Origin of the sequence: Desulfuromonas sp. TF (assembly GCF_000472285.1) — a bacterium.
Taxonomy (GTDB): Bacteria; Desulfobacterota; Desulfuromonadia; order Desulfuromonadales; family ATBO01; genus ATBO01.
Genome location: NZ_KI421414.1, coordinates 83,817 through 108,733, shown reverse-complemented (window position 1 = coordinate 108,733; position 24,917 = coordinate 83,817). Strand labels below are relative to the sequence as shown.

Below are 24,917 nucleotides of genomic sequence, written 5' to 3'. Positions count from 1 at the left end.
AGGAGCTGCCTGGCGGCTCTTTTCTATCTCGGAGAGTTTGATCAGAATTTCCTTCCGGTCCGGGTGTCCCTCCAGGAGCGATGTGGGTTTCGATCCCTCTTTGCGAGTCGGCGAAGGCATCGATTCCCTCCTCCAGCACTGACAGATCCTCATCGGCCAGTTCCTCCTCCAGGTCGAATAGCTGCCTCGCGGAAAGAGCCAGAGGAGCTGCCTGGCGGCTCTTTTCTATCTCGGAGAGTTTGATCAGAATTTCCTTCCGGTCCGGGTGTCCCTCCAGGAGGGAACGGCAGATCCGTTCCGCATCATCCAGCAATCCCTGCTGAAGGAAAAATTCGGCCTCTTCGAGCTCAGAGCGCAGGTCGTCCATGGATATGGCAGGAGGATCATCGTGCTCAAGGGCGTCGGACATATCCAGATCGAGGATCTCTTCCTCGGCATCGCCCGCAGCTACGGACGGCGAGAACTCCTCCTGCACCAGGGCGTCTTCAAGTTCCAGGTCAAGAATTTCTTCATCGAAAGGGGCTGTATCCATACCCTGCTCAGCCGTACCCCCGGCAGCGGAATCCGGTTTCAGCTCTTCACTCGATTCCGCAGGCTCCAGGTCAAGCTCCAGTTCCAGTTCCAGTTCGAGGCCGTGCTCTTCAGCAGTGTTCTCTTCGGCTTCCGGGACCGCATCTTCCGCCGCAACTTCTTCAAGAAATTCAAGAGGGATTTCCAGGTCCTCGCCCTCTTCCGCCGTCGGATAATAATCGACGGGTTCTTCCGATGCGGCGGGGAAGACGTGATCGACCTCCAGGGTCTCCTGCACGGGCTCCGGAGTAAAATCACTTACTGTAGTGGCAGGTTCGCCGGCGGGCTCCGGATCCAGGTCCTCCAGAAGAACGGATATATCCGCCGAATGGGATTCCTCATCCCTGGTGATGGGATAAATGAATTGCAGGGATCGGCGGATCTGGTCGTTTTGTGGAAGGTTCTGCTTCAATTCTTCATAAAAATCCTGAAGAACTGAGGCTCTCTCGGCCGCCAGGAAGGCGTCCCTGCAGCTTTCCAGTTCCTCAAGAGCTCTCGTTGGCTCTCCGCTGTCGATGCAGGCCCGAATATAACCCTGCCTGAGATCCAGATCTTCCGAGGCATTGCGTAGAAGATGCTGAAAAGTTAATCTCTCATTGACGAAATCTTCGAGTTTCCGGTAGCCCTGTGCCAGAATGGCGAGAATTTCCGGATGTTCCGGATTGTCCTGGAGAAGGTTTTTCAGGATGGGCATCCCTCTTTCGGTATCACCCTTTTCAATCAGGGCCTGGGCCATACCGATCTTCATGTCGGCCCGGTCCGGATACAGAGGAAGGAAAATTTCGTAGAGTTTCAGAACCCTGGAGAAATCTTCTTTCTGTCGGAGAATGGCCAAGGCTTGGCCGAACTCTTCCCTTGCCCTGTCCTTGAGCCCGCCCTTGGCGTAGGTTTCGGCGATTTTTACCAGAATGTTGAGGTTTTCAGGCTCAAGTTCCCGCATTTTCTGCAGAACGTTCGCGGCCTCGGCATACATTTTCTGCTTTTCGTAATAGGCCGCCAGATTGCGGTATTCAGCCAGAGCGTTGCCGATAAGCCCCTGTTTTTCATTGAGCTCGGCAAGACGGTGATAGATGTCCACCTTGGCCGGGTCAAGCTTCTGCATCTGCTTGTAGACTGCAATGGCCTTGAGATAAAAGCCGGCCTTGGCATAATGCTTGGCGACCGCTTCGTACTCGCCAAGGGCTTCCTCTGTCCGACGATCCCGACCAAGGAGTTCAGCCAGCTTCTGACGGCTCCTCACATCACCGGAGTCGACCTGGAGAATCTGCTGGTAGTCCTTGATCGCCTTGGCGAGCTGCCCCTTTTGCAGACTTTTTTGCGCCGAGGCGAGGAGTTTCTCTCTTTTGGACAAAGTGACCACCGTAAAAAATTAGAAATTGGTACAATCCGATAAAGACTGAATGTAAACCATCGCCGGAGGGTATGTCAAGGTTAAAGAAAGAGAAGATTTTTTAAAGAAAACAACTCTCTACGTCATTTCGTGTGAAGGAAAAACCGGCTAAAGAAAACGCCTCCCTACCCCCAGGCAGCTTCGCTCGAATTCTTCTTTTTTCTTATCGAAACCGGGTCGGGCCCATCAATGCGTGTGACGACCAGAGGCAAACCCCCTGACTGGTCACGCGAAGGTTTCCAAGCATGACAGCTCCTAAAGTTTTTTCAATCGAGCGACTTCTTGGGGAGAGAGATGGCGGAATTTTCCGGAGGGGAGTTCATCGAGTTCGAGAAAGGCGATGCGGATGCGCTTGAGGCGGCTTACCTGGAAGCCGACCGCCTCGCACATACGCCGGACCTGGCGGTTGCGGCCTTCATGAATGGTCAGGTGAAACCAGCTGTGGGAAGCCGCCGTGCGCACCTTATCGATACGGGCCGGAGCAGTCATGCCGTCTTCAAGGAGAACTCCGCCTTCCAGGTGCTCCCGGGTCTCCCGGGAGAGGGTCCCCCGCACTCGGACCAGGTATGTTTTTTCCACCTGGTGCCGGGGATGAGTCAGACGGTTCGCCAGTGCGCCGTCATTGGTCAGAAGCAGCAGGCCTTCGGTATTGAGGTCAAGGCGGCCCACTGGATAGAGCCGGGCTGGAATCTCTTTGACCAGGTCGGTCACCACCGGCCGGCCTTCCGGATCGCTGCGGGTGCTGACGTAACCGATCGGCTTGTTGAGAAGGAGGTAGTATTTTCTCCCCTCGCTTCCGACAGGTCGGCCGTCCACCTCCACCCGGTCTTTTTCCGGATCGGCGCTGTCGCCGAGAGAGGCAATCCGGCCATTGACGCTCACGCGTCCGGCGGCGATCCACTTTTCCGCCTCCCGGCGCGAAGCCAAACCGGCGGCAGCCATTATTTTTTGCAGGCGTTCTTTCACAGGCGGAGTTTCGAGTTTCGAGGTTCGAGGTTAAAACTTGGAATATGGCTTCAGGAGAAAAAAATTTATTCTTCCTGCAGGGTCTCGGGGGCCAGTTCGCTGAACTCTTTCAGGGTGGGCAGACCGGTGAGGTCTCGAAGGCCGAAAACCTCCAGGAACTCCCGGGTGGTGCCGTACATCAGAGGGCGGCCGGGGACATCCTTTTTACCCAGTATCCGAATGAGGTGTTTGTCGAGCAGGGTCTTGAGCACCCCTCCCGAATCGACCCCCCGAAGATATTCGATTTCGGCGCGGGTGATCGGCTGCCGGTAGGCAACGATCGCCAGGCTCTCCAGGGCGGCGCGGGAGAATTTAAAAGGGCGGCTCTTGCCCAGACGCCGGATCCATTCGGCATGTTCGGGGCGGCTGCGGAACTGGAACCCTTCGGCTGCCTCGGAGAGGATGAAACCGCGCCGGCTTCGAGCGTATTCCTGTACCAGATCTTCCAGAGCCTGGAGCACTCTTTTCTTCTCAACGTCCAAGGCCTCGGCAATGCGCTCGGGAGTTATCGGCGCCTCGGAAACGAAAACCAGGCTCTCCACCACCGCTTTCAGTTCAGCCGTATCCAAGAGAATCCTCTTCCAGATCGATGGTCGAAAGCGTCCCCGCATCCACAGAGAGATAGAGACGGATCATTCCGAAACGGCGGTTCTGCATCAGCCGCAACATCCGCAGCTTCACCAGCTCGAGCATGGCCAGAAAAGTCACTACGACCTCGTGCCGGTCGGGACACCCAGTAAAAAGATCGGTGAAAGCAAGACTTTCCTGGTCGGAAAGGAGTTCCAGAATGGCATTCACCCGATCGGTCACGGATAGCCGTTCCACATCCACATCATGAAACGTTTCAGGGGGAGCAGTCTTGAGAAGATCACGAAAAGCTTCCATCAACTCATAGAGACCAATCGCCTCAAATTCGTCCTCCTCTCCTTCCACCAGTTCCGCAGCCGTAAATTTTCGGGCGAAAACATCCCTGCCCAGGAGGGAAAGAGCGTCGAAAGCCGCGGCGGCCTCTTTGTATTTCTGGTATTCGAGAAGGCGCCGCACAAGTTCGGCCCGGGGGTCTTCCTCCTCCTCATCGGGAACGTCCTCTTCCGACGGCGGCAGAAGCAGGCGGGACTTGATATGGATGAGAGTAGAGGCCATGAGCAGAAATTCTCCGGCCACATCGAGATTGAGGTTTTTCATGGCATCGAGGGTGACCAGATATTGAGCGGTGATCGTCGCCATGGGGATATCGTAGATATCCATCTCGTTTTTCCTGATGAGATGGAGAAGAAGATCGAGCGGCCCCTCGAAATTTTCGACCCTTATTTCGTAGGACATGGCCGATGACCCTCAGCGTCCGAAAAGAAAGTGAATGGCCCTCTCGACGACGAGAACCTGGGAACCGGCAAGCAGGCCGACCAGGGTGTAAATCACCGGAGCCAGAACAAGACGCCAGAGATCGGTGAAGAAAATCAGGAAGATGATGATGACGAACCCGAAAGGTTCGAGGCGGGACAGCATTTCTGCCTGACGCTGGGGCAGCAGGCCGCTCATCACCCGGCCCCCGTCGAGGGGCGGGATAGGGATCAGGTTGAAAACACCCAGAATGATGTTGATATAGAGACTGAAACCGAGCATCAGGGAGACCGGCTCCACCATAAGGGCCAGGTCTGTCCCCTCCGGATTGAAAACCTGGGTCAACAGGGCGACTCCTCTCAGAAGCAGCGCCGACAGAATCGCCAGGGAGAAGTTTGTCCCGGGACCGGCAAGGGCCACCCAAATCATGTCCTGTTTAGGGCTGCGCAGGTTGTTGAAATTGATCGGCACGGGTTTGGCCCAGCCGAAACCGAAAAAGAGGAGCGCCAGAGTGCCGATGGGATCGAGGTGCTTGGCGGGATTCAGTGTGAGACGACCCAGAAGGCGGGCCGTGGGGTCGCCGAACCGCTCAGCAATGTAACCGTGGGCCACTTCGTGCAGGGTCACGGCCAATAAGGCCGGAACAATCATTATGGAGATTTTTGCAAGGATACTTTCCATGAAGGGGATTTGTAGCAGAACGGGGATATGAAGTCAATGTAAGGTTCCGCCGCGTCACGCGTCACTCGTCATTCGTCACGCCTTTCAAAAACCTCCTGCGCACGAATGCCGTTTCATCCTCTCGGGTCGCAACCCGGCCGTTGAGGCGGGCATCGAGGAGAACCCCCAGAATCTCCTTGTAGCGGGGTCCAGGAAGAATGCCCATCTGCCGCAGGTCGTGTCCGCTGAGAATTGTGCTTTCCGATCGCAGCCGCGTGACGAAAAGGGAGACCCAGCGACGGACCTCTTCACTGGCCGCCTTGGCCATGATGTAGAGGAGAACCTCGGTGGCAAAGGGACTGAGCCGATGGTAAAGCTCGCTGGGCTGGGGGGATCTGCGGGAGCGCCGTCGTTCGAGATGGTTCAGGGTTGAATGCGCTTCTTCCCGTTCATCGCAGAAGACGTCCCGGTAACGGCTTGGGATACCGAGACGGTTGCAGATGCCGGTCATGGCGTCGCGATCGAGGTCGGCCGTCAGACAGAGGAAGTACACCTGCCATCGCTGACATGTTTCTCCGGTATAAAGCAGTTCATACCAGTTGATCGCTCTTCCGGCAGCGGTGAAAAGTGTGCGGGTGTGCGTCGTGGCGGTCAGGGTGGGATGGATGTATTTCAGCAGTCCCAGTGCCGCCATCCGGAAGACCGCCGGCAGGGGATCGGCCTCTTTGAGAATGATTTGGAGTTCATTGAAGACCCGGGACCCTCCGACCTTGTCGAGAAAGCCCATGCGCACCGCGCTGCGCAGCAGGTGTTCGGTATGCTTGCCCAAGTGAAAATCGAGGCGCTGCTCGAAGCGCACGGCCCTGAACATCCGGGTAGGGTCCTCTACGAAACTGAGGTTGTGCAGGACCCGGATGGCCTTTTCCTTCAGATCGCGCTGGGCGCCGTAAAAATCGAGTAGGCGGCCGAAATGGTGCCGGTTCAAGGCCATGGCCAGTGTGTTGATGGTGAAGTCCCGGCGATACAGATCGAGCTTGATGGAGGCATGCTCCACAGTGGGCAGCGCGCCGGGCTCGAGATAATATTCTGTTCGGGTGGAGGCGACATCGATCTTGAATCCGTCCGGGAAGATGATGACAGCGGTGCCGAATTTTTTGTGGGTGCGCACCCGGCATTCGTGGAGGCGTGCATATTCGACGGCAAAGGCGATGCCGTCCCCCTCGACGACGATATCGACATCGAGGTTTTCCTTGCGCAGCAGCAGATCCCTGACGAAGCCGCCGACAGCATAGATATGCTGCCCCAGAGCATCCCCGACATCCCCCAGTTCCTCCAGGATATGAAAAATCCGGGAGGGAAGCTGTTCGCGCATGAGACGGGCCGCTTCCCTTTTCTTGACCGTCAGCGCGGCGCCTCCTGAAATGGATATCCCGCGGTCGTCGCTCCGGCCTCCGGCGGCCATATGCCGCAACAGATCGGTCCGGGTAACGGCCCCGATCATGGATCCGTTTTTGATGACGGGAACAAAGCGCTGATTGCGCTCGACGATCAGCTCCTGCAGATCCGCAACAGGGGTGGAAGGGGTCACCGGAGAAAAATCCCCGGTCATGTATTCGCTTACCGGGACTTCGGCCAGACCGTGGTGAACGGCCTTGTCCACCAGTTGGCGAGTGATGATGCCGACCACCCGCTCCTTATCCATGACCGGCATGGCGTTGATGTTGTAGCGGGTCAGAATCTTTCGGACCTCATTGAGAGTTGCCTCCTTGCCTACGCTCTTTACAGGGTACGACATGAGGTGGCGGGCTTCCCATCGGGGATTGACGTGACGATTGAGAACCTCGGGGAGACGGTCGAGAAGCTGAACAAGGGTCAGATCCCTCACCGTGCCGGAAGCGGCAAAGGCGTGGCCTCCTCCACCGAATTCGCCGAGGATCTCCCCCACGTGGACCTCGGGAATCCGTGAGCGGCCGACCAGGAAGATCCGATCCGCCATGCGCACCACCACCAGCAGCGCATCGAGATTCTCCATATCCTTGAGCTTGTGAGCCAGCACCGCCAAGTCGCCGACGAAATGGTCTACCGAGGCATGGGCGATGGAGATGTCTATCCCACGGACATTCAGGACCGTGCGGGATTCGATGAGCTTGTGGAGAAGGGTCACCTGGTCGGCGGTCAGTTCCTGGGTAAGGAAGTCGGCAACCGTGTTGAGATTGGCGCCATGGGTGAAGAGATAGGCCGCCGCCTGGAAATCCCTGAGGGTGGTGGAATTGAACAGCAGGCCTCCGGTGTCCTCGTAAAGACCCAGCATCATCATGGTGGCTTCCTCGGGGTTAGGCACGATTCCCCGTTCCATGAAGATGTGGGTCAGGACGGTCACGGTCGAACCGACCGGCTCGATCGTCTCCAGATCGCCCTGGATGTCGGCCTGCCCTGCGGGATGGTGGTCGTAGATATGCACCTCCACCCCTTCGCGGCGGGCCACCTCACCGAAAGGGCCGATCCGTTCGGACTGGCGAACATCGACCAGAATGAGGCGGGTGACAGCAGCGAGATCGATGTCCCGGATGCGCTTGAAATCATAGGCATAAACCGCACTCCGGACGAAGAACTCCCGCAGGCTCTTCTCCTGCGACCCGGCAAACACCAGTTCAGCGCGGGGATAGAGCTTCCTTGCGGCGATCATGGCCCCCAGGCAGTCGAAATCGGCGTTGACGTGTGTGGTGATGACGTCCATAAAGTCCGTGACGCGGGACGAGGGATGCGGAACGCAAAGACATAAAACCTAATTTAATTTAGTTTACCGCGTTCCACGTTCCGCGTCCCTCGTTCCGACTAAAGCTCGAGGCTGCCGATAATCTCACGGATATCGCCTATCCCCTCCTCGATGCAGAATTTCTCGATCCCTCCGATGACGGAGAGCATCACCGTCGGATCGATGAAATTGGCGGTCCCCACCTGCACGGCCGTGGCGCCGACCACGAGAAACTCCAGGGCGTCCTCGGCACACCCGATCCCCCCCACTCCGATGACAGGGATCCTGACGGTCTGCACCACCTGGTGGACCAGGCGCACCGCGATCGGACGGATGGCGGGACCCGAGAGCCCTCCCGTGCCGTTGGCGAGACGGGGGCGGCGGGATCGGACATCGACCGCCATACCGGTCAGGGTGTTGATGCAGCTGATGGCATCGGCCCCCGCCTCCTCCACCGCCCGCGCGGTGACGGTGATGTCGGTGACGTTGGGAGTAAGCTTGACGATCAGGGGCTTGCGGAGATGCTTGCGAACCAGCGAGACCACGTCGGCCGCGGCACACGGGTCCGTGCCGAAGACGATTCCCCCCTGTTTGACATTGGGGCAGGAAATATTGAGTTCGACGCCGGCGACCTCGGGAAGATCGGAAAGACGCCGGGCCACCTCGCCGTATTCCTCCAGAGTGTTGCCGAAGAAATTGACGATGGTCGGGGTCTTGACCTTCCGCAGGAAGGGGATCTTGGTTTCGATGAAGGCGTCCACTCCGACATTCTGCAGGCCGATGGCGTTAAGCATGCCTCCGCTGGTTTCGGCGATCCGGGGGGTAGGATTGCCGGCCTTCGGCTTCAGGGACAACCCCTTGGTGACGATCGCCCCGATTCTTTCCAAATCGAGGTAGGGAGCGAATTCTTCTCCATACCCGAAAGTGCCCGAGGCGGGCATGACCGGGTTCTTCAATTTGATGCCGGCGATCTCGACCGCCAGATTCGGGCGTTTTCTCTCCATATCTATTTCCTTGTCACACGACCGCGCGCGCCACCTGTCACTTGTCACTTGTCACTTGTCACGCCTCACGATTAAGATTTGCACCCCTCACAGTATCCGTTCTCCTCCCCTGCCCTGCTCCAGTCCAGCTGCTCGGCCCGGAACACCGGCCCTTCCTTGCAGGTGCACAGGTAACGGGGGGTCTCTTCGGAGTGACCGGATCCCTTGACCACGCAACCCAGGCAGGCGCCTACTCCGCAGGCCATGAGCGCCTCCAGCGAGACCTGAAGGGGAGTGCCGCGCCGGGTACAGATCCGCTGCACCGCCTCGAGCATCGGCATGGGACCGCAGGCGTAAACCACGGCGTCCGGATACTTGTCGAGCTTGCGCTCAAGCACGTTTGTAACCAGACCCTCCTCACCGAGGCTGCCGTCGTCCGTGGAAACGTAAGTCTCCACCCCCAGGCGCTCGAACTCGGTGACGGCAAGGATATCGTCGCGGGTGCGGCCGCCCATCAGCAATCGTACCCTGCCGGTTTCGGTTAATTTACGAGCCAGCATGTAGAGAGGGACCAGGCCGATGCCACCCCCTACCAGAATCTTCTCCCCTGCCGCCGCTTCGAGATCGAATCCCTTGCCCAGGGGCCCCAGGACCTCAACCCGGTCCCCCTCGTGGAGTTCGCTCATGATCCCGGTGCCGGAGCCCACGACCTTGTAGAGGATCTCGAGATATTCTTTCTCCGGCTGCCCCTCGCAGTCGGGAGGGAGAAAACCGGTGCGAAAAACGCCGAAGGGTCGGCGCAGAAGAGGGGACTGGGAGAGTTGGACCCGGAACATGATGAACTGCCCCGGACGAGCCGTCTCCCCGAATCCCGGAGCAAGGATGCGCATCCGAAAGTAGCCGGGCGAAATCTCCTGGTTGGAGAGGATCTTCGTTCTGTAATTATTCATTCCCGTTCCCTTTAAACTCAGAGTCATCTGTCACTTGTCACGCCTCATCCCCCACGTGGTCCAACTCCATCATCACTGCGTCTTCCCCGTCCGGATAATAACGTTTCCGAATAGATACCGGCTTGAAACCGAAGGAGGTATAAAGCTCAATCGCTCCTGCATTGCCGACCCGAACCTCCAGAAAAGAGCGTTCAAGGCCTTGGCGGCGGCTTTTTCCGATGACGTGGCGCAGCAGGGCGGCGGCCGCTCCCCGGCGGCGAAAGGCTGGAACGACAGCCACGTTGAGGATATTCAGCTCGCCGCTCACCAGCCATGAGCAGAGATAACCCGCAATCTCCCCTTCCAACCATAAAAGGTCGACGGCAGCCAGGGGATTGTCCAGTTCCCGTTTAAAAAGTTCGGCCGACCAGGGATTGGGATAACAGAGGTTCTCGATTTCCACCACCCGGGCGAGATCGGATGGCTGCATCGGCCTAATGACGTGATCTTCAGTCATGATCCAAGGCGAGGCCCCGCAACGACAAGATGCAGCGCCCCCGTGAAAGGAGAGAAAGGGGCTATGCCCGTCGGCTGAAATCGGCTAGAATGCATCGTGCATCCAGGTAATGCCGCGATAATCGCGACGGAAACAATCATAAGTTACCCCCGTTAATCTGTAAAGGGATAAAGAACCCAGTGACGAGGGGGACTTTGCCGTTGACAAGCAAGGGAAGGTTGATTTAATAATTACCGACTTTGAAATAAGGAGTTTATACCATTGGGCGAGGACAGTAAAGTTACCTACAAGGATGCCGGCGTCGACATCGATGCCGGCAATCGTTTTGTTCAGATGATCAAGCCGCTGGTCAAGGCCACTTCGCGACCGGAGGTCCTCACGGATATCGGCGGCTTTGGGGGACTTTTTTCCCTGCACGCCGACAAGTATGAAAGGCCGACCCTGGTTGCCTCGACGGACGGCGTCGGCACCAAGCTCAAGCTCGCCTTTGCCATGGACAAGCACGATACCGTGGGAATCGACCTGGTGGCCATGTGCGTCAACGACATTGTCGTCCAGGGGGCCGAACCCTTGTTTTTTCTCGACTATCTGGCCACCGGCGAACTTTCCCCTGAAAAAGCGGCCGAGATCGTCAAGGGCATCTCCGCCGGCTGCGTGCAGGCCGGATGCGCCCTGATCGGGGGAGAGACCGCCGAGATGCCGGGAATGTACGGCGAAGGGGAGTATGACCTGGCCGGCTTCACTGTGGGGGTGGTGGACAACAGTCGAATCATCGACGGCTCTTCCATCACGGTGGGCGACCGGCTGATCGGGATCGGCTCCAGCGGCCTCCATTCCAACGGTTTTTCCCTGGCCCGAAAGGTTTTCTTCGAACGCATGCAGCTGACAGTGGAGACCGTTCTGCCGGAGTTGGGGAAATCCCTCGGAGAAGAGCTCCTCACCCCCACGAAAATCTATGTCAAATCCATCCTCAATCTGTTGCGGGATTTCCGCATCAAGGGGATGGCCCACATCACCGGAGGCGGCATCCTGGAAAATGTTCCCAGGGTTCTGCCCCGCCATTGCAAGGCCGTCGTAAAAAAGAACAGCTGGCCCAAGCCGGTGATCTTCGAGGCTCTCCGCAAAGGAGGGAACATCGATGAGCTGGAGATGTACCGCACCTTCAATTACGGTATCGGAATGGTGCTGGTCGTTTCCGACGAGGAAACAGAGGATGTCATGGTGCGTCTGTCAGGCCTCAAGGAAGAGGCTTTCCTCATCGGTGAAATAGCCAAATGCGGCAAAGATGAAGAACAGGTCCAATTGATTTGAAAATGTGACGAGTGACGGGAGACACATAACCTCACTTGGTCACTTGTCACCTGTCAATGCTTCTCCGGAGGAACCGTGCCCAGCAAACTCCGACTCGGCGCTCTCGCTTCCGGCGGGGGAACCAACCTGCAATCGATCATCGACCGATGCGGTGATGGCACCCTCAACGCCGAAATCGTCCTGGTGGTCAGCAATAATCCTCAGGCCGGAGCCCTGGACAGGGCTCGCAAGGCGGGCATCCCCTGTCTGTGCATCGATCACCGGGAATTTGCCGACCGGGAGGAATTCGACCGGGCCGTGGTCGCCGCCCTGCAGGAAGCCGGAGTCGAACTCGTGGTTCTGGCCGGGTTCATGCGTATCATCTCCGGAGTTTTCCTCGAGGCCTTCCCGGAGCGGATCATGAACATCCACCCGGCTCTGCTCCCCGCCTTCCCAGGACTGCATGTTCAGCGCAAGGCGTTGGAATACGGCGCCCGTTTTGCCGGTTGCACGGTTCACCTGGTTGATGGAGGCGTCGATACGGGCCCCATCATCATCCAGGCGGTCATCGCCGTCCTCGACGATGACACCGAAGAGAGCCTCTCGGCGCGCATCCTTCAGCAGGAACACCGCATCTACCCCCGGGCCATCCAGCTCTTTGCCGAAGGGCGGCTGCGCATCGAAGGCCGCCGGGTCCGCATCGAACCTCCCCTCTGCCCGGCCGAAGCCGTCCTGACCAATCCGCCGTTAGAGTAAATTCGTGAGGCTCATTCCTGACGCCTCACGCCTCACGAGGTTTTCCATGCGTCCCATCCTCGTAAGCGCCTGCCTGCTCGGACTGCTCACCCGCTACGACGGTGCCGCCAAGCGCAATGAGAAGGTACTGGAGCATCTCCGGGAAAAGGGGTTGATTCCTATTCCGGTCTGCCCCGAGCAACTGGCCGGACTGCCCACCCCCCGGTTGAAGACCTGCTTCGCAACCGGCGGCGGCGCTGAGGTTCTAGAGGGAACCGGCACCGTGGTCAACAGTGAAGGCGAGGTGATGAACCGGCTCTTTCTCAAGGGTGCGGCCGAGACCCTGAAAGCCGCCCGCATCGCCGGCTGTGCGGAGGCGCTCCTGAAGGAACGGAGCCCCTCATGCGGCGTCCACCGGATCTACCGGGGAGAAAATATCGTGGTCGGCCAGGGAGTGACCACCGCCCTGCTGCAGCGCAGCGGCCTCGCCGTATTCAGTGAAGAAGATCTATGATGGCGTCGCAAAAAGTCCGCCCTACGGCGTTACGGCGTTTTTTCAGGACCTCGACATACCTGATGTATGCCTTCGCCCCTGAAAAACCACCAGGCCTTGTAGGACGAAATTTTTGCTTAGCCATCCTCTGAGTTTTTGTGAAGGTATCATCTTTAGAGGCCTGATCCATGTCCCAATCATATTTCGATGTCATTATCCTCGGCGACAGCCTGGCCGCCCGCGTCGCCGGCACCTTACTGGCCAAAGGCGGGTGCCGGGTCCTCTCTTTTCAGGAGCCCTCCGAATTTCCGGCCGCCTGGCTCCATTCATCCTTGCATCTGGAGCGCCTTCTTGAGAGGCTCGACGGCCGCTCCAGCTTTTCCCCTCCGGCATCCTTCCAGGTTCTGACGGCGGACAGCCGCCTGGAATTTCTGCAGCCGTCCACCCTGGAAGGAGAGCTGCGCCGGGAATTTGCCGGCGGTTACGAAGAGGTCTCCGGCCTGTTGAACCACCTTCAAAGCCTCGGTCACCGCCTGGAAGAAGCCCTCTGGGAGAGCGGCGGACTTCCCCTGCTGGGAATATCCAGCCGCCTGCGCTTTGCTCATCGGAGACTCCGCCGCGGGCTGACCCGAAGAGCCTTGCGGAAGCCCTTCGAGAGCATCCTCACCGGTCTGCGCCACGAACCGGCGCGGCGGGCCCTCTCCGCCCTGTTCGCCGGGCTCTCTCTGACCCCTGTCGACAGGCTCTCCGTCGCTGAAGCGGCACTGCTCTGGACCAGCGCCGTCCGTGCCGAAGGGGTTTCCCCCGATCGCCTGGAAGAGTTGCTGACCCGCCGCTATGAGCAGTTCAACGGACGAACGGAAAAGCTCTCCGGACTTCAGTCGATGCAGTTGGAAGGGAGCCGCCTCTCCGGTGCCGTCTTGAAGGAAGGCGGCCGGTACGGCGCTCGCTATTTTCTCATTGGGAGTCCGGCGGGATGGAATCTGCTGCAGAAACCCCTTAAGCTTGCCTTTCGTTCTCATTTTTCCCGCTTGCGTTTTTGCACTTCGCCGCTCCGCGGCGGGATTTCCCCTATGTTTGCCGAACGGGTGATTCCGGACGCAAGCTTTCCCGTGCGGTTCGATTTATCTCCCTCCGGAGAGGAAATCATCGCCACGGTCGAATGCACCACGGGAAGTCCTCCGCCGGAGAACCTGGGGAACACCTTGGAAAACATCTTGAAACCGCTCTTCCCCTTTGCCTCATATCAGCTTGAGCCATCAGGAGAACCGGAGTCCATACCGGATGGCGCCCGGCATGCAAAGCAGTCTTTTCCTGGCGCGACGTCCCCCCTTCGCCTGCAAAAGAACCTGTTCATCTGCCACGGTCCCGGAGTTCTTCCTTCCCTGGGGGCGGCAGGCGATGTCATCACCGGTCTCACAGTAGCCGACCATCTGCTGCGATCCCTTAAAAAAAGGAAATGAGTCCTTTTCCCCTGTGTCCCATACCTAAAAAAACGGGCAAAAAAAAGTTGCAATCCCGCACAAACCATGCTAAATATTCACGTTCCAATCTTCCAGGAGGTTAAGCATCATGGCCAGAGTATGTGAAATTTGCGGTAAAAAACCGACGACCGGCAACAATGTCAGTCATGCACATAACAAGACTCGCAAAGTATGGTATCCCAACCTGCAGAAGGTGAAATCCGTCAGCAACGGAACCGTCCGTTCGGTCCGGGTCTGCACTCGCTGCATCCGGGACGGCGCGGTCGTCAAAAAGCCGGCCTGATTCGATTCTAAAAGATTAAAAAACAGGGGGCGCCCCGTCGGAGCGCCCCCTGTTTTTGCTTGCCGCGCCATAGCCGATTGGCGACGGCGGGTCATCCGCCTTTGCCGAGGCTTCGGCGGACTAGCCGATGTAAGCAACCCATTCAATCTCGACTTTAACCCCCTTGGGAAGCGCGGCGACCTGCACTGTGGCCCTCGCTGGGGGAATCTTGCCGAAATGTCTGCCGTATATCTCGTTTACGGTCGAAAATTCGCCCAGATCGACGAGGTAGATCGTGGTCTTAACCACCCTGTCGAAATCGAGATCGGCTGCCGCCAGAACCGCCTCCATGTTCGCCATGACACGCTCGGTCTGCGTCGAGATATCCTCTCCGACAACTTCGCCGGACTCCGGATCGAGTGGAATCTGGCCGGAGAAAAAGATATAATCGCCGGCCCGCACACCTTGAGAATACGGCCCGATCGCCTTCGGAGCCGCGCTCGTTTCAATCTTTTCGATAGCCATGAAAACCTCCTTAAATCCGTTCGATGTTCAACATTCAAAGTTCAACGTTAACCCGACCTTGAACCTTGAACAAGGTTCAGTTTCGCATCCTCTCCACCTTGTACACCCCTTTGACCTTGAGCAGGGCATTGATCACCCTGTTCAGATGCTCTAGATCCTGCACATCCACCTCGAACGTATTTACCCCTTTATTCCCCGGAGTGGAAAAGACGTTGGCGCTGATGATGTTGGCCTCACAGGTGGTGATGGCACCCGTGATCCCCGCCAGCATCCCCTTCTGATCAACGCAGTAGACACGTACTTTTGCCGGGCGGGAGGCTTTTTTCTTCATGTCCCATTCCACCTCGATGCGACGCTCGGGATCCGCCTCTAGAACATGAGGGCAGTCCCGGGTGTGCACGGTTACCCCGCGTCCTCGAGTGATGAAACCAATGACGGGGTCGCCTGCAAGGGGATTGCAGCATTTGGCGAAACGGACCATGATGTCTTCCACCCCGTGAATCTTTATGGCGCTGGACGGCTTCTTTCGTATCTTCTCCAGGACCTGCCCGATGGGCCCTTTTTTTGCTGGTTCGGACTTGAGCTTTTCCTGGGGGACGATGCGGCCCAGAACCTGTCCTATGGAAACCTTCCCGTAGCCGAGGGCCGCCATCAGATCGTCCACCGCCTGGAAACCAAGCTCGCTTACCGTTTCCGTGAGCTCCTCCGATGCCAGGGCCCTCTTCAGACCCATTCCATACTTGCGAAGTTCCTTCTCCAGCAGATCCTTGCCAAATTCTATGCTTTTTTCGCGCTGCTGGGTCTTAATCCACTGGCGGATGCGATTTCGGGCCTTCGAAGTACGGACGAATTTCAGCCAGTCCTTACTGGGCGTCTGATTCGGAGAGGTGATGACCTCGACGATATCGCCGTTGTTGAGTTGTGTCTTCAGGGGGACCAGTTTGCCGTTTACCCTGGCGCCAACGCAGCGGTGCCCCACGTCGGTGTGGATAGTGTAGGCGAAATCGATGGGGCTGGCGCCCTTCGGCAGCTCCTTTACATCACCGTTTGGAGTAAATACGTAGACTTCTTCAGGGAAGAGATCGACCCGCACGGTGTCCATGAATTCCTTGGAATCCTTGAGCTCCTGCTGCCACTCAAGCATCTGCCGCAGCCAGCCGAAACGCTTGTCGTCCCGCTCCTGGGTGTCGGATTCCGCCTTCCCCTCTTTATACTTCCAGTGGGCGGCAATCCCCTCTTCGGCCACCCGGTGCATATCCTCGGTCCTGATCTGGACCTCCATCCTCTCGCCGAAAGGGCCGATCACCGTCGAATGCAGCGACTGGTACATATTGGCCTTTGGCATGGCAATGTAGTCCTTGAAGCGGCCGGGGATCGGTTTCCAGGCCGAATGGATGATCCCCAGAACCGCATAGCAGTCGCGGATGCTCTCGACAATGATGCGAAAAGCGATCAGATCATAGACTTGATCGAAATCGATCCCCTGCCGCTCCATCTTGAGATAAATGGAGTACAGGTGCTTCGAGCGTCCGGAAAGCTCACCTTTGATCCCCTGCTCCGCCAGCTTTGTCTCGATATACTCCTTCACCTCCCGGATGTATTTTTCCCGCTCCTTCTTCTTCTTGGCCACCTTGGCGACCAGGTCGTAGAAGATCTCCGGCTGGAGATAACGGAAGGCCAGATCTTCCAGTTCGCTCTTGATCCAGCTGATCCCCAGCCTGTTTGCAAGAGGAGCGTAGATATCGAGGGTTTCCTGGGCAATACGGCGCTGGCGGGCCTCAGGGTGGTGATCGAGGGTGCGCATGTTGTGCAGCCGGTCGGTCAGCTTCACCAGAACCACCCGGATATCCCGGGCCATGGCCAGGAGCATTTTCCGAAAGTTTTCCGCCTGGCGTTCTTCACTGGTACGGAAGGTGATCTTGCCGATCTTCGTGACCCCGTCCACCAGTTCGGCCACTTCTTCGCCGAAGAGTGTACGCAGTTCCTCCACTGTTGTGAGAGTGTCTTCGATGGTATCGTGAAGCAGCCCTGTCACGACGGTGGGCACGTCCATCCGCAACTGAGCGAGAATAAAGGCAACTTCCATGGGGTGGGTAAGGTAAGGCTCTCCGGAGAGACGCATCTGGCCTTGATGGACCTTGGCGCTGAATACATAAGCCTTACGCACGGCATCGAGGTCGGCGTCGGCATTGTAGGAGAGAATCTTTTCGAGGATATCGTCTAAACGAACCATGGCGACTCTACCCGGAGACTGGGTCAGCAACGACCCGGGCATTACAACCCCTCAGTCGTGTAGAGCCTGTTGGGGAGAAAATGGCGCAAAAAGGCAGACGACCCTCAAGCCGTCTGCCATATCGGGGTCGCGGACGAATTATCTTTTGCGGGAAGGAAGCTGGTATTCGATTCTGCCGGCGGCTATTTCCCTGAGGCCCAGAACGATCTTCTTGTTGCCGGCCTTGTTCTCGATCAGAGGCTGGGCGCCTTTGTAAAGCTGCTTGGCCCTCTTGGCTGCCACCATGACCAGCAGAAATCTGTTGGGGATCTGGTCGAGACAATCTTCTACCGTAATACGTGCCATTGGTGAAATGTTCTCCTTTTAAAAAAATGACGTGGTCACTTGTCACTCTCACCTGTCCCAAATATTTCAGTGATCGTGGAAAGCAGCCGGGGGTTTCGACACCTTTCGGCGATGATAATGGCCTTCAACTGTTCAAGGGCGATCGGTAATTCTTCGTTGATCACCAGATAATCATACCAAACCGCCTCCCGGATTTCTCCCCGCGCATTGGCAATGCGCCTTTCGATAATCTCAGGAGCATCGGTATTGCGCCCCCGAAGGCGGCGCCGCAGTTCGTCGAAACTGGGGGGAAGGATGAAAATGAATACCCCCTGCCGCCGGGACTTCTTCAACTCCGCAGCCCCTTGGCAGTCGATGTCGAGCAAAACATCCCGACCGGCGGCGCGGCAGCTTTCCAAGGTGCTTATCGCGGTGCCGTAGCAGTTGCCGTGAACTTCGGCCCACTCGGCAAAGGCACCTTCTGCCACCATTGCGGAGAAGGTTTCGCGGGAAATGAAATGGTAGTCCTCCCCGTCCGTCTCGCCGAGCCTTGGAGGACGCGTGGTGTAGGAAACAGAATGCCGCAGCTCCGGGAAAAAGTCAATGATTTCCTTGCAGAGAGACGTCTTCCCCGCTCCGGAAGGAGCCGAAATTACGAATAAAATTCCTTCACGTGTCATAGAGATACCGGGACGAAGGACGAGGGACGAGAGACCCGCGACAAAGGACAAGAGGATAAATGAATTTTTTACGCGTCCCGCATCCCGCGTCCCGCGTCCCGGACATTTCATTCCACATTCTGCACCTGTTCCCTGACCTTTTCGAGCTCGGATTTAATGGAAACGACCATACGCGTCAGCTCGGCATCATTCGATTTGGAGCCCATGGTGTTGACCTCGCGATTGAGCTCCTGCACCAGAAAATCCATCTGCCTTCCTACCGGTTCGGCAGAGTCGAAGAGGGCCATAAACTGTTTGAGATGGCTTTTGAAACGGATGATCTCCTCACTGATGTCGCAGCGGTCGGCAAAAACGGCAATTTCCTGAGCCACCCGCTGGGGATCCCACTCGAAATCCTTGGCCAGACGGTCGAGCCTTTCGGCAATTTTGACCTGCCACTCTTGCGGCACCTGAGGCGCCCGGCTCTCTACCTGGGCCAACATGTTCTGCACGTTTTCAAGACGCGCTTCCATATCGTGCCGGGTCGCTTCCCCCTCGGCCACCCGCATCCCCTCAATATTGTCCAGCGCCTGCTCCAGAGCAGCATCGAGACAACTTCTCACCGCCTCCTCGTCCGGCACAGCCTCCTTGAGGACGATCAAATCCCGCTGCGCCGCCAGAAGGCCCAGGGAGATTCCCCCGTCTATGGGGAACGATGTGCGTATCCGTTCGAAGACTTCCACATAGGCGGCTGCCAGAGGCTGGTTCAACGTGGGGATAGCGGCTGCGGTGGCCGCAAATTCCTGGTTGATGAAAATATCAATTTTCCCCCGCTTGAGGCGCCTGCTGACGATTTTTTTAATCTCCCCCTCCAAGGGAAGAAGCGAACGGGGCGACTTGACGGTCACATCGCTGTATCGGTGATTCACCGATCGGATCTCCACGATCAGGGTGACTTCTTCCGATTCTCCCTGCCCTTTGCCGTAACCGGTCATGCTTTTAATCATTCTGTCATCATCTCCCTATACCGCTATATTCGAATCCGGCATTGCGCAAGCTTGAAGGCTCATACAGGTTTCGGCCGTCGAAAATAATCGATTGTTTCATCATCCGCTTCATTGCGGCAAAATCGGGATGACGGAATGGCTTCCATTCGGTTACCACAGCCAGCGCATCCACTCCTTCTAGGGCGGCATACTGGTGATCGGCCAACTCCAGCCGTTTCGTCTCGAACCAATCTTTGGGCAGGACCTCCCGGGCAACCTCCATGGCCACCGGATCATAGGCCTTGATCCTGGCCCCGGCGGCAGCAAGCTCATGCAGCAGGACCACCGACGGCGCCTCCCGCATATCGTCCGTCTCCGGTTTGAATGCCAGCCCCCAGATGCCGATGGATATTCCGGAGAGATCCTCTCCGAAGCGCTTGCTTATTTTGGAGAAGAGAACATGCTTCTGGGCCTCGTTCCGGCAATGAACAGAGCGCAGCACCTCGGGGTTGAGGTCGCATTCTTCGGCCATGTGAATCAGCGCCCTGACATCTTTGGGAAAGCAGGAACCGCCGTAGCCGACTCCCGGATAAATAAAGGAATACCCTATGCGGGAATCGGCGCCGATTCCGCGCCGGACATTCTCCACATCGACTCCCAGACAATCGCACAAGTTGGCCATTTCATTGATAAAGGAGATCTTGGTGGCCAGCATGGCATTGGCGGCGTATTTGGTCATTTCGGCATCACGAACCCCCATGAAAATGGTTCGTTCGCGGTTCCGGTTGAAGGGAGCGTAAACTTCCCGGAGGATGTCCCCTGCCTTTTCGCTGTCAGTGCCCACAACGATCCGATCGGGCCGCATGAAATCATTTACCGCGGCGCCCTCCTTAAGAAATTCCGGGTTGCTGGCCACATCGAAGGGGATATCCGCTTGTCTTTTGGCCAGGACTTCACGGATGGCATCTCGGACCTTGTCCGCCGTGCCGACAGGAACCGTCGACTTGTCAACAACCAGTCCGTATTCCTGCAGATTCTGGCCGATCTCCCTGGCCACCTGGAGCACATGCTTCAAATCAGCCGAACCGTCTTCGCCGGGAGGAGTGCCGACGGCAATAAAATAAACATTCGAGTCCTTCATCCCCTCGACCAGAGAGGTGGTGAAACGCAGTCTTCCTTCCCTGACATTATTCGACACCAGCGATTCTAGACCGGGCTCGTAAATGGGGATAATGCCTTTTTTGAGCCGATCGATCTTGTTCCCGTCGACATCCACGCAGGTCACCGTGCTGCCCATCTCCGCAAAACACGCTCCGGTCACCAGTCCCACGTATCCCGTACCAACGACGGTCAGATTCATGGAAAGTCCTCTCCTATTTAATTGAAATTATGGGAACCGCCCTTCTCAGGGTTCGCCTCCCACTTTTTCTCCCAATCCAGAGCCGTCCTCACGATCGTTTCGATATCGTCATGAGAAGGGTTCCAATTCAGAATTTCCTTGATTCTTCGACTGTCGGCCACCAGTTCAGGAGGATCACCCGCCCGCCTTCCGGCTACCTGAACAGCAAAGTCAACCCCTGAGACGCGTTTGACCATATCCACGATTTCAAGGACGCTGTATCCGTGTCCATAGCCGCAGTTAAAAATCTGTGAGCCTCCGCCGCCGGCGAGATAATCCAGTGCCATGACGTGGGCTCTTGCCAGATCTTCCACGTGGATGTAATCACGGATGCAGGTCCCGTCACGAGTCGGATAGTCCGTTCCAAAGATGCTGAGTCCAGATCGGACGCCCAGTGCCGCCTGACAGGCAACCTTGATCAGGTGAGTCGCCTCCGGGGTCGCCTGACCTATCCTTCCCTGCAGATCGGCGCCGGCCACATTGAAGTATCTCAGAATGACATGGTTAAGTGAAGAGGCGGCGGTCAGATCGATCAGCATCCTCTCGCTCATCATCTTGGATGCCCCATAGGGATTGATCGGCGCCAGAAGGGATGACTCGGATACGGTCGCGCTCTCCGGCATGCCGTAGACAGCGGCGGTAGAGGAGAAAACGAAATGCCGCAGCTGAAACCGGTCGCAGATCTCCAGAAGCCCCAAGGTGTTCCGGGTGTTGTTGCCGTAATACTTCAGAGGATTCGACACGGACTCCGGAACCACGATGTGAGCGGCGAAATGCAGAACGGCATCGAATCCATGTTCGGAAAAAAGCGCGGAAAGTTTTTCCCGGTCCGTCAGTTCACCGACCACCAGTTCGCCGCTTAAAATCGCCCATCGGTGGCCGGTGGAGAGGTTGTCATAAACGACCACCTCATGTCCGGACTCTCCAAGCTGCCGCACGACATGACTTCCTATATAACCGGCGCCGCCGGTGACCAGAACTTTCATGCACCCTCCCTGCAAATTTGACGATATCGTAAAAATCGGTTCTCACCGCCGAGACGCAGAGACCGCAGAGGAAATCCATTAAAATTTACAGGGTGTTCTCCGCGATCTCTGCGACCTACGCGGTTAGAAAATCCGGTTTGTTGCAATTCATCAAAGGTTATCGACTTACCCGGTTTCCGCAGACATGGAGATACCCTGCCTTACGGCCGGATGCAGATAAACCTTTCCCGGAGAAGGATTCACGGGCTGCCGGTATTCAGGCACGATCTCCTTCAGTATACCGACCGTTGCCGCAAGGTCCATCGCTCTCGCCCTTTCGAATAGCTCCTCCAACTGCTGTTGGAGAACATTTTCATCGTAGAAAGCGGCACTCGCCACCATGATCTTTTCGTGCGCGGTAGGAACGGTCCCCTCCCCGGATAGAAGGAGTTCTTCATACAGCTTCTCGCCGGGACGCAGTCCCGTAAAAGTTATATCGACATCCTCGTAGGGGCGCAACCCCGAAAGGCGGATCAACTCCTCCGCCAAATGAATAATTTTAACCGGTTCCCCCATGTCGAGCAGAAATATCTCTCCCCCCTTTCCCATGCTCCCGGCCTGAAGCACCAGTTGGGATGCCTCGGGTATGGTCATGAAAAAGCGGGTGACTTCCGGATGGGTCACCGTAACCGGCCCACCTTTCCGGATCTGCTCCTTGAATGTGGGAACAACGCTGCCGTTGCTCCCCAGCACATTGCCGAAGCGCACCGTGACAAAATGCGTCTGGCTTCTTCTGCCCAGAGACTGAATATAGAGCTCCGCCGCCCGCTTGCTCGCCCCCATCACATTGGTCGGGTTGACTGCCTTATCGGTGGAGATCATGACGAAATTCTTGACACCAAAGGAATTTGCCGCATCGGCAATAATTTTGGTCCCTCTGACATTATTGTTCACAGCCTCGGCAGGATTATGCTCCATCATGGGAACATGCTTGTAGGCCGCGGCATGAAAAACCACTTCAGGCATGAATTCGTCGAAAATCGCCTCTACCCGGGCTCGGTAGCGGATATCGCCGACAATGGGCGACAGACGGACGTCGGGGAAGTTCTTGAGAAGCTCCTGCTCGATATGAAAAAGGGGAGTTTCGGCATTTTCGAACAGGATGATTTTCCCGGGGGAGAAACGGGCTACCTGCCGGCAGATTTCGCTCCCGATGCTGCCGCCGGCGCCGGTTACAAGGACCCGCTTCCCGCTCAGGTAGGCCCTTATCTTTTCGACATCGAGGCGGGCCGGTTCCCGGCCGAGAAGATCCTCCAGGTTCACCTCGCGGATATGCTGGACGGAAACCCTCCCGTCGATGAGATCGCCCACGCCCGGAAGGGTCTTGAATTTGACCCCCGCCTCCAGGCACCGTTCCACAATTCGGCGGATTTCCCTGCTGGAGGCGGAGGGGATAGCGATGATCACTTCATGAACATTATTTTTGCTGCAAACCGAGGCGAGGTTGCCTTGACGCCCCAGAACGCGAATCCCCTGGAACCGCTCTCCCTTTTTCTTAGGATCGTCATCCAGAAACCCGACCACTTCGGAGCGAAGTCGTGGATTCTGGCGAATTTCCCGCGCGATCATCTGCCCGGCATCCCCGGCGCCCACCACCAGGACCCGGATTCGTTCAGGTCTCGCATTCAAGGGCATGGGGAAGTAGTTCTCCCGAAAGGCCCGTGTCACGAAGCGTACACCGCCCATCAGCAGGAAACAGAAGATGAAATCCAGGGCAAGAACGCTGCGAGGGATGTTTTCAAGCCGGTAGACGTAGACCGCATACAGGACGAACCCGCCTGATCCGATCAGGTTAGCCTTGAAGATGACAATCAGGTCGGCCATGGAGGCATATCGCCACCACCCCTTGAAAAGACCCGTTTTCCAGAATACTATCAGTTTGATCGCCAAAAGAACCGGAAACAAAGCCCACAGAGTCGACCAGTAGTTCTCGGGGATCTTCATGTCGAAGCGCAAAGCGAAGGCAAGCACAAAGGACCCTATGATGGCGGCCACCTGTACAGCAACAATGATCCACACGCGCTTTTCAAGTAAAGATTTGTACATGTAATTTCCCCCCTGCACTCCATCAATGAAAAAACAATACGCTTCTAACGGGAAGCTTGTTTTAAAACCTTTTCCACGGCCCGGCAGGTATCATTCATATCCTGTTCGCTGAGGGTCGGATGCACTAGGAACATCAGACTGGTTTCACCCAATTCTCTGGCGGCAGGCAAACGATTCGCCGGTTCGAGGCCGGCACCAACGAAAGCCATTTCCCGATAGATTTCACTGCAACTTCCGCTGAAGCAGGGAACTCCTTCAGCCGTGACAGCATTCATGATTTTGTCGCGGCTCCATCCTTCTTTCAACTGATCGGAATGGACAAAAGCATAATACTTGTAATAGGCATGGCCAACCTCAGTTGGTGGCAACGTGACCCTGAGAGATGGTATGCCGGAAAAAGCTTCGTCAAGAAGAGCGGCATTGCGCCGCCGGAGGCGCGTCCACTCGGAAAGCTTGCGCAGCTGCACCCGGCCTATGGCGGCCTGTATCTCTGTCATGCGCCAGTTTGTTCCGAAGGAGTCGTGTAGCCAACGAAACCCCGGGGGATGCTCCCGATTATAAACAGCATCGAAACTCTTACCGTGATCCTTGAAGGCCCAAGCCTTTTTCCACAGGGCGGTGTCGCTAGTCACCAGCATTCCCCCTTCACCGCCCGTAGTCAGTATCTTGTCCTGGCAAAAAGAGAAAGCGGCCGCATCGCCCATGGAGCCGACCGGGCGCCCTTTGTAGGTCGCTCCATGCGCTTGGGCGCAGTCCTCGATGATTTTCAGGCCGAACTCTTTCGCCAGAGCCAGAATATCGTCCATTTCGCATGGCCAGCCGGCCAGATGCACCGCGATGATAGCCCGGGTTTTTGGTGTGATAAGAGGACGAATTCTTTCGGCACTAATATTCTGTGTGACCGGGTCGACGTCAGCGATGACAGGCGTTGCCCCGCGCATCACCACGCAACTGGCCGAAGCCATGAATGTGCGACTGGTCGTGATGACTTCATCCCCCGGGCCGATATCCAAGGCATAAAGGGCCAGTTCCAGGGCGACGGTACCGTTGGCGAGAGCGATGGCATGGCGGCACTCGGTAAAGGCTGCATATTCCTTTTCGAATTCCCGCCCTTCCTGGCCGGTCCAGTAGTTGACCTTACCGGACGTGAGTGGGACGGTAGCCGCTGCAATTTCGTCCGCCTCAAAAAAGGGCCAGGGGGAAAAAGGGGTTGTACGGACAGGTTTCCCCCCATCGACAACTAACTTTTCAGAAGTATTCACATCATATCTCATAATTTAGCCTTCGGCTTTTTATCCATTTCCCT

Annotated in this window: 23 protein-coding genes; 5 read left to right on the top strand and 18 right to left on the bottom strand. The window is 57.0% G+C overall.

The window, feature by feature from the left end; genetic code table 11:
- The 9 genes from DTF_RS26825 to rimI all read right to left on the bottom strand — a co-directional run.
- A partial coding sequence (locus DTF_RS26825; protein ID WP_193352683.1) for a tetratricopeptide repeat protein occupies nucleotides 1-1,921 on the bottom strand: 1,921 nt, incomplete at its 3' end.
- Nucleotides 1,922-2,215: 294 nt separating this feature from the next.
- Nucleotides 2,216-2,926, bottom strand: a complete 711-nt coding sequence (locus tag DTF_RS0105610) for a pseudouridine synthase (RefSeq protein ID WP_027714536.1) — start codon at nucleotides 2,924-2,926, stop codon at nucleotides 2,216-2,218.
- A gap of 65 nt (nucleotides 2,927-2,991) precedes the next feature.
- The gene (scpB, locus tag DTF_RS0105605; protein WP_027714535.1) at nucleotides 2,992-3,534 is read right to left on the bottom strand and encodes an SMC-Scp complex subunit ScpB; all 543 of its coding nucleotides are present in this window, start codon (nucleotides 3,532-3,534) and stop codon (nucleotides 2,992-2,994) included.
- Nucleotides 3,521-4,288: a ScpA family protein gene (locus DTF_RS22045; RefSeq protein ID WP_051360955.1), complete on the bottom strand. Its 768-nt coding sequence runs from the start codon at nucleotides 4,286-4,288 to the stop codon at nucleotides 3,521-3,523. Before DTF_RS22045 ends, scpB begins: the two co-directional genes overlap by 14 nt.
- A 12-nt stretch (nucleotides 4,289-4,300) precedes the next feature.
- The gene (locus tag DTF_RS0105595) at nucleotides 4,301-4,987 is read right to left on the bottom strand and encodes a site-2 protease family protein (protein ID WP_027714534.1); all 687 of its coding nucleotides are present in this window, start codon (nucleotides 4,985-4,987) and stop codon (nucleotides 4,301-4,303) included.
- Nucleotides 4,988-5,048: 61 nt separating this feature from the next.
- A complete protein-coding gene (locus tag DTF_RS0105590; RefSeq protein ID WP_027714533.1) occupies nucleotides 5,049-7,703 on the bottom strand; it encodes a CBS domain-containing protein in 2,655 nt (884 codons plus the stop codon).
- 98 nt (nucleotides 7,704-7,801) lie between these two features.
- Nucleotides 7,802-8,725, bottom strand: coding sequence for a dihydroorotate dehydrogenase (locus DTF_RS0105585; RefSeq protein ID WP_027714532.1), 924 nt, complete (start codon nucleotides 8,723-8,725; stop codon nucleotides 7,802-7,804).
- 71 nt (nucleotides 8,726-8,796) lie between these two features.
- Complete coding sequence (locus DTF_RS22040) at nucleotides 8,797-9,654, bottom strand: dihydroorotate dehydrogenase electron transfer subunit (RefSeq protein ID WP_051360953.1); 858 nt, start codon at nucleotides 9,652-9,654, stop codon at nucleotides 8,797-8,799.
- A gap of 37 nt (nucleotides 9,655-9,691) precedes the next feature.
- Nucleotides 9,692-10,150 (bottom strand): ribosomal protein S18-alanine N-acetyltransferase, encoded by a 459-nt coding sequence (rimI, locus tag DTF_RS0105575; RefSeq protein WP_027714531.1) that lies wholly within the window; start codon nucleotides 10,148-10,150, stop codon nucleotides 9,692-9,694.
- A gap of 261 nt (nucleotides 10,151-10,411) precedes the next feature.
- Between rimI and purM the strand changes: the two genes are divergently transcribed.
- The 5 genes from purM to rpmB all read left to right on the top strand — a co-directional run bounded on the left by purM (nucleotide 10,412) and on the right by rpmB (nucleotide 14,435).
- Nucleotides 10,412-11,461, top strand: coding sequence for a phosphoribosylformylglycinamidine cyclo-ligase (purM, locus tag DTF_RS0105570; protein WP_027714530.1), 1,050 nt, complete (start codon nucleotides 10,412-10,414; stop codon nucleotides 11,459-11,461).
- Between the two features lie 75 nt (nucleotides 11,462-11,536).
- Nucleotides 11,537-12,196: a phosphoribosylglycinamide formyltransferase gene (gene purN, locus DTF_RS0105565; protein WP_027714529.1), complete on the top strand. Its 660-nt coding sequence runs from the start codon at nucleotides 11,537-11,539 to the stop codon at nucleotides 12,194-12,196.
- Nucleotides 12,197-12,242: 46 nt separating this feature from the next.
- The gene (locus DTF_RS0105560; protein WP_027714528.1) at nucleotides 12,243-12,689 is read left to right on the top strand and encodes a DUF523 domain-containing protein; all 447 of its coding nucleotides are present in this window, start codon (nucleotides 12,243-12,245) and stop codon (nucleotides 12,687-12,689) included.
- Between the two features lie 167 nt (nucleotides 12,690-12,856).
- Complete coding sequence (locus tag DTF_RS0105555; protein ID WP_027714527.1) at nucleotides 12,857-14,131, top strand: hypothetical protein; 1,275 nt, start codon at nucleotides 12,857-12,859, stop codon at nucleotides 14,129-14,131.
- Nucleotides 14,132-14,240: 109 nt separating this feature from the next.
- Complete coding sequence (rpmB, locus tag DTF_RS0105550; protein WP_027714526.1) at nucleotides 14,241-14,435, top strand: 50S ribosomal protein L28; 195 nt, start codon at nucleotides 14,241-14,243, stop codon at nucleotides 14,433-14,435.
- A gap of 120 nt (nucleotides 14,436-14,555) precedes the next feature.
- Here the strand turns inward: rpmB and DTF_RS0105545 are convergent, their stop codons facing one another.
- The 9 genes from DTF_RS0105545 to DTF_RS0105505 form a co-directional block, all read right to left on the bottom strand.
- Nucleotides 14,556-14,939 (bottom strand): RidA family protein, encoded by a 384-nt coding sequence (locus DTF_RS0105545; RefSeq protein WP_027714525.1) that lies wholly within the window; start codon nucleotides 14,937-14,939, stop codon nucleotides 14,556-14,558.
- A gap of 76 nt (nucleotides 14,940-15,015) precedes the next feature.
- Nucleotides 15,016-17,172, bottom strand: a complete 2,157-nt coding sequence (locus DTF_RS0105540) for a bifunctional (p)ppGpp synthetase/guanosine-3',5'-bis(diphosphate) 3'-pyrophosphohydrolase (protein WP_027714524.1) — start codon at nucleotides 17,170-17,172, stop codon at nucleotides 15,016-15,018.
- Between the two features lie 138 nt (nucleotides 17,173-17,310).
- Nucleotides 17,311-17,517, bottom strand: a complete 207-nt coding sequence (rpoZ, locus tag DTF_RS0105535; protein ID WP_027714523.1) for a DNA-directed RNA polymerase subunit omega — start codon at nucleotides 17,515-17,517, stop codon at nucleotides 17,311-17,313.
- Nucleotides 17,518-17,552: 35 nt separating this feature from the next.
- Complete coding sequence (gene gmk / locus DTF_RS0105530) at nucleotides 17,553-18,176, bottom strand: guanylate kinase (protein ID WP_027714522.1); 624 nt, start codon at nucleotides 18,174-18,176, stop codon at nucleotides 17,553-17,555.
- Nucleotides 18,177-18,283: 107 nt separating this feature from the next.
- On the bottom strand, nucleotides 18,284-19,162 hold the full coding sequence (locus DTF_RS0105525; protein WP_027714521.1) for a YicC/YloC family endoribonuclease: 879 nt from the start codon (nucleotides 19,160-19,162) through the stop codon (nucleotides 18,284-18,286).
- Between the two features lie 7 nt (nucleotides 19,163-19,169).
- Nucleotides 19,170-20,501 carry a UDP-glucose/GDP-mannose dehydrogenase family protein gene (locus DTF_RS0105520; RefSeq protein WP_027714520.1) on the bottom strand — a complete coding sequence of 444 codons (1,332 nt, stop codon included), beginning with the start codon at nucleotides 20,499-20,501 and terminating at the stop codon, nucleotides 19,170-19,172.
- A 17-nt stretch (nucleotides 20,502-20,518) separates the two neighbouring features.
- Entirely contained in the window at nucleotides 20,519-21,526 is a 1,008-nt protein-coding gene (gene galE, locus DTF_RS0105515; RefSeq protein ID WP_027714519.1) for a UDP-glucose 4-epimerase GalE, read from the bottom strand.
- Nucleotides 21,527-21,691: 165 nt separating this feature from the next.
- Complete coding sequence (locus tag DTF_RS22035; protein ID WP_051360949.1) at nucleotides 21,692-23,611, bottom strand: nucleoside-diphosphate sugar epimerase/dehydratase; 1,920 nt, start codon at nucleotides 23,609-23,611, stop codon at nucleotides 21,692-21,694.
- A gap of 44 nt (nucleotides 23,612-23,655) precedes the next feature.
- Complete coding sequence (locus tag DTF_RS0105505; RefSeq protein WP_035055874.1) at nucleotides 23,656-24,885, bottom strand: DegT/DnrJ/EryC1/StrS aminotransferase family protein; 1,230 nt, start codon at nucleotides 24,883-24,885, stop codon at nucleotides 23,656-23,658.
- Between the last annotated feature and the right edge of the window lie 32 nt (nucleotides 24,886-24,917).

Bases quoted from the DNA above. Each gene is read 5' to 3' on its own strand.
- DTF_RS22045 (WP_051360955.1), bottom strand. From the start codon at position 4,288: ATGTCCTACGAAATAAGGGTCGAAAATTTCGAGGGGCCGCTCGATCTT.
- DTF_RS0105595 (WP_027714534.1), bottom strand. From the start codon at position 4,987: ATGGAAAGTATCCTTGCAAAAATCTCCATAATGATTGTTCCGGCCTTA.
- DTF_RS0105590 (WP_027714533.1), bottom strand. From the start codon at position 7,703: ATGGACGTCATCACCACACACGTCAACGCCGATTTCGACTGCCTGGGG.
- DTF_RS0105585 (WP_027714532.1), bottom strand. From the start codon at position 8,725: ATGGAGAGAAAACGCCCGAATCTGGCGGTCGAGATCGCCGGCATCAAA.
- DTF_RS22040 (WP_051360953.1), bottom strand. From the start codon at position 9,654: ATGAATAATTACAGAACGAAGATCCTCTCCAACCAGGAGATTTCGCCC.
- rimI (WP_027714531.1), bottom strand. From the start codon at position 10,150: ATGACTGAAGATCACGTCATTAGGCCGATGCAGCCATCCGATCTCGCC.
- DTF_RS0105560 (WP_027714528.1), top strand. From the start codon at position 12,243: ATGCGTCCCATCCTCGTAAGCGCCTGCCTGCTCGGACTGCTCACCCGC.
- DTF_RS0105555 (WP_027714527.1), top strand. From the start codon at position 12,857: ATGTCCCAATCATATTTCGATGTCATTATCCTCGGCGACAGCCTGGCC.
- rpmB (WP_027714526.1), top strand. From the start codon at position 14,241: ATGGCCAGAGTATGTGAAATTTGCGGTAAAAAACCGACGACCGGCAAC.
- DTF_RS0105545 (WP_027714525.1), bottom strand. From the start codon at position 14,939: ATGGCTATCGAAAAGATTGAAACGAGCGCGGCTCCGAAGGCGATCGGG.
- DTF_RS0105540 (WP_027714524.1), bottom strand. From the start codon at position 17,172: ATGGTTCGTTTAGACGATATCCTCGAAAAGATTCTCTCCTACAATGCC.
- rpoZ (WP_027714523.1), bottom strand. From the start codon at position 17,517: ATGGCACGTATTACGGTAGAAGATTGTCTCGACCAGATCCCCAACAGA.
- gmk (WP_027714522.1), bottom strand. From the start codon at position 18,176: ATGACACGTGAAGGAATTTTATTCGTAATTTCGGCTCCTTCCGGAGCG.
- DTF_RS0105525 (WP_027714521.1), bottom strand. From the start codon at position 19,162: ATGATTAAAAGCATGACCGGTTACGGCAAAGGGCAGGGAGAATCGGAA.
- DTF_RS0105520 (WP_027714520.1), bottom strand. From the start codon at position 20,501: ATGAATCTGACCGTCGTTGGTACGGGATACGTGGGACTGGTGACCGGA.
- galE (WP_027714519.1), bottom strand. From the start codon at position 21,526: ATGAAAGTTCTGGTCACCGGCGGCGCCGGTTATATAGGAAGTCATGTC.
- DTF_RS22035 (WP_051360949.1), bottom strand. From the start codon at position 23,611: ATGTACAAATCTTTACTTGAAAAGCGCGTGTGGATCATTGTTGCTGTA.
- DTF_RS0105505 (WP_035055874.1), bottom strand. From the start codon at position 24,885: ATGAGATATGATGTGAATACTTCTGAAAAGTTAGTTGTCGATGGGGGG.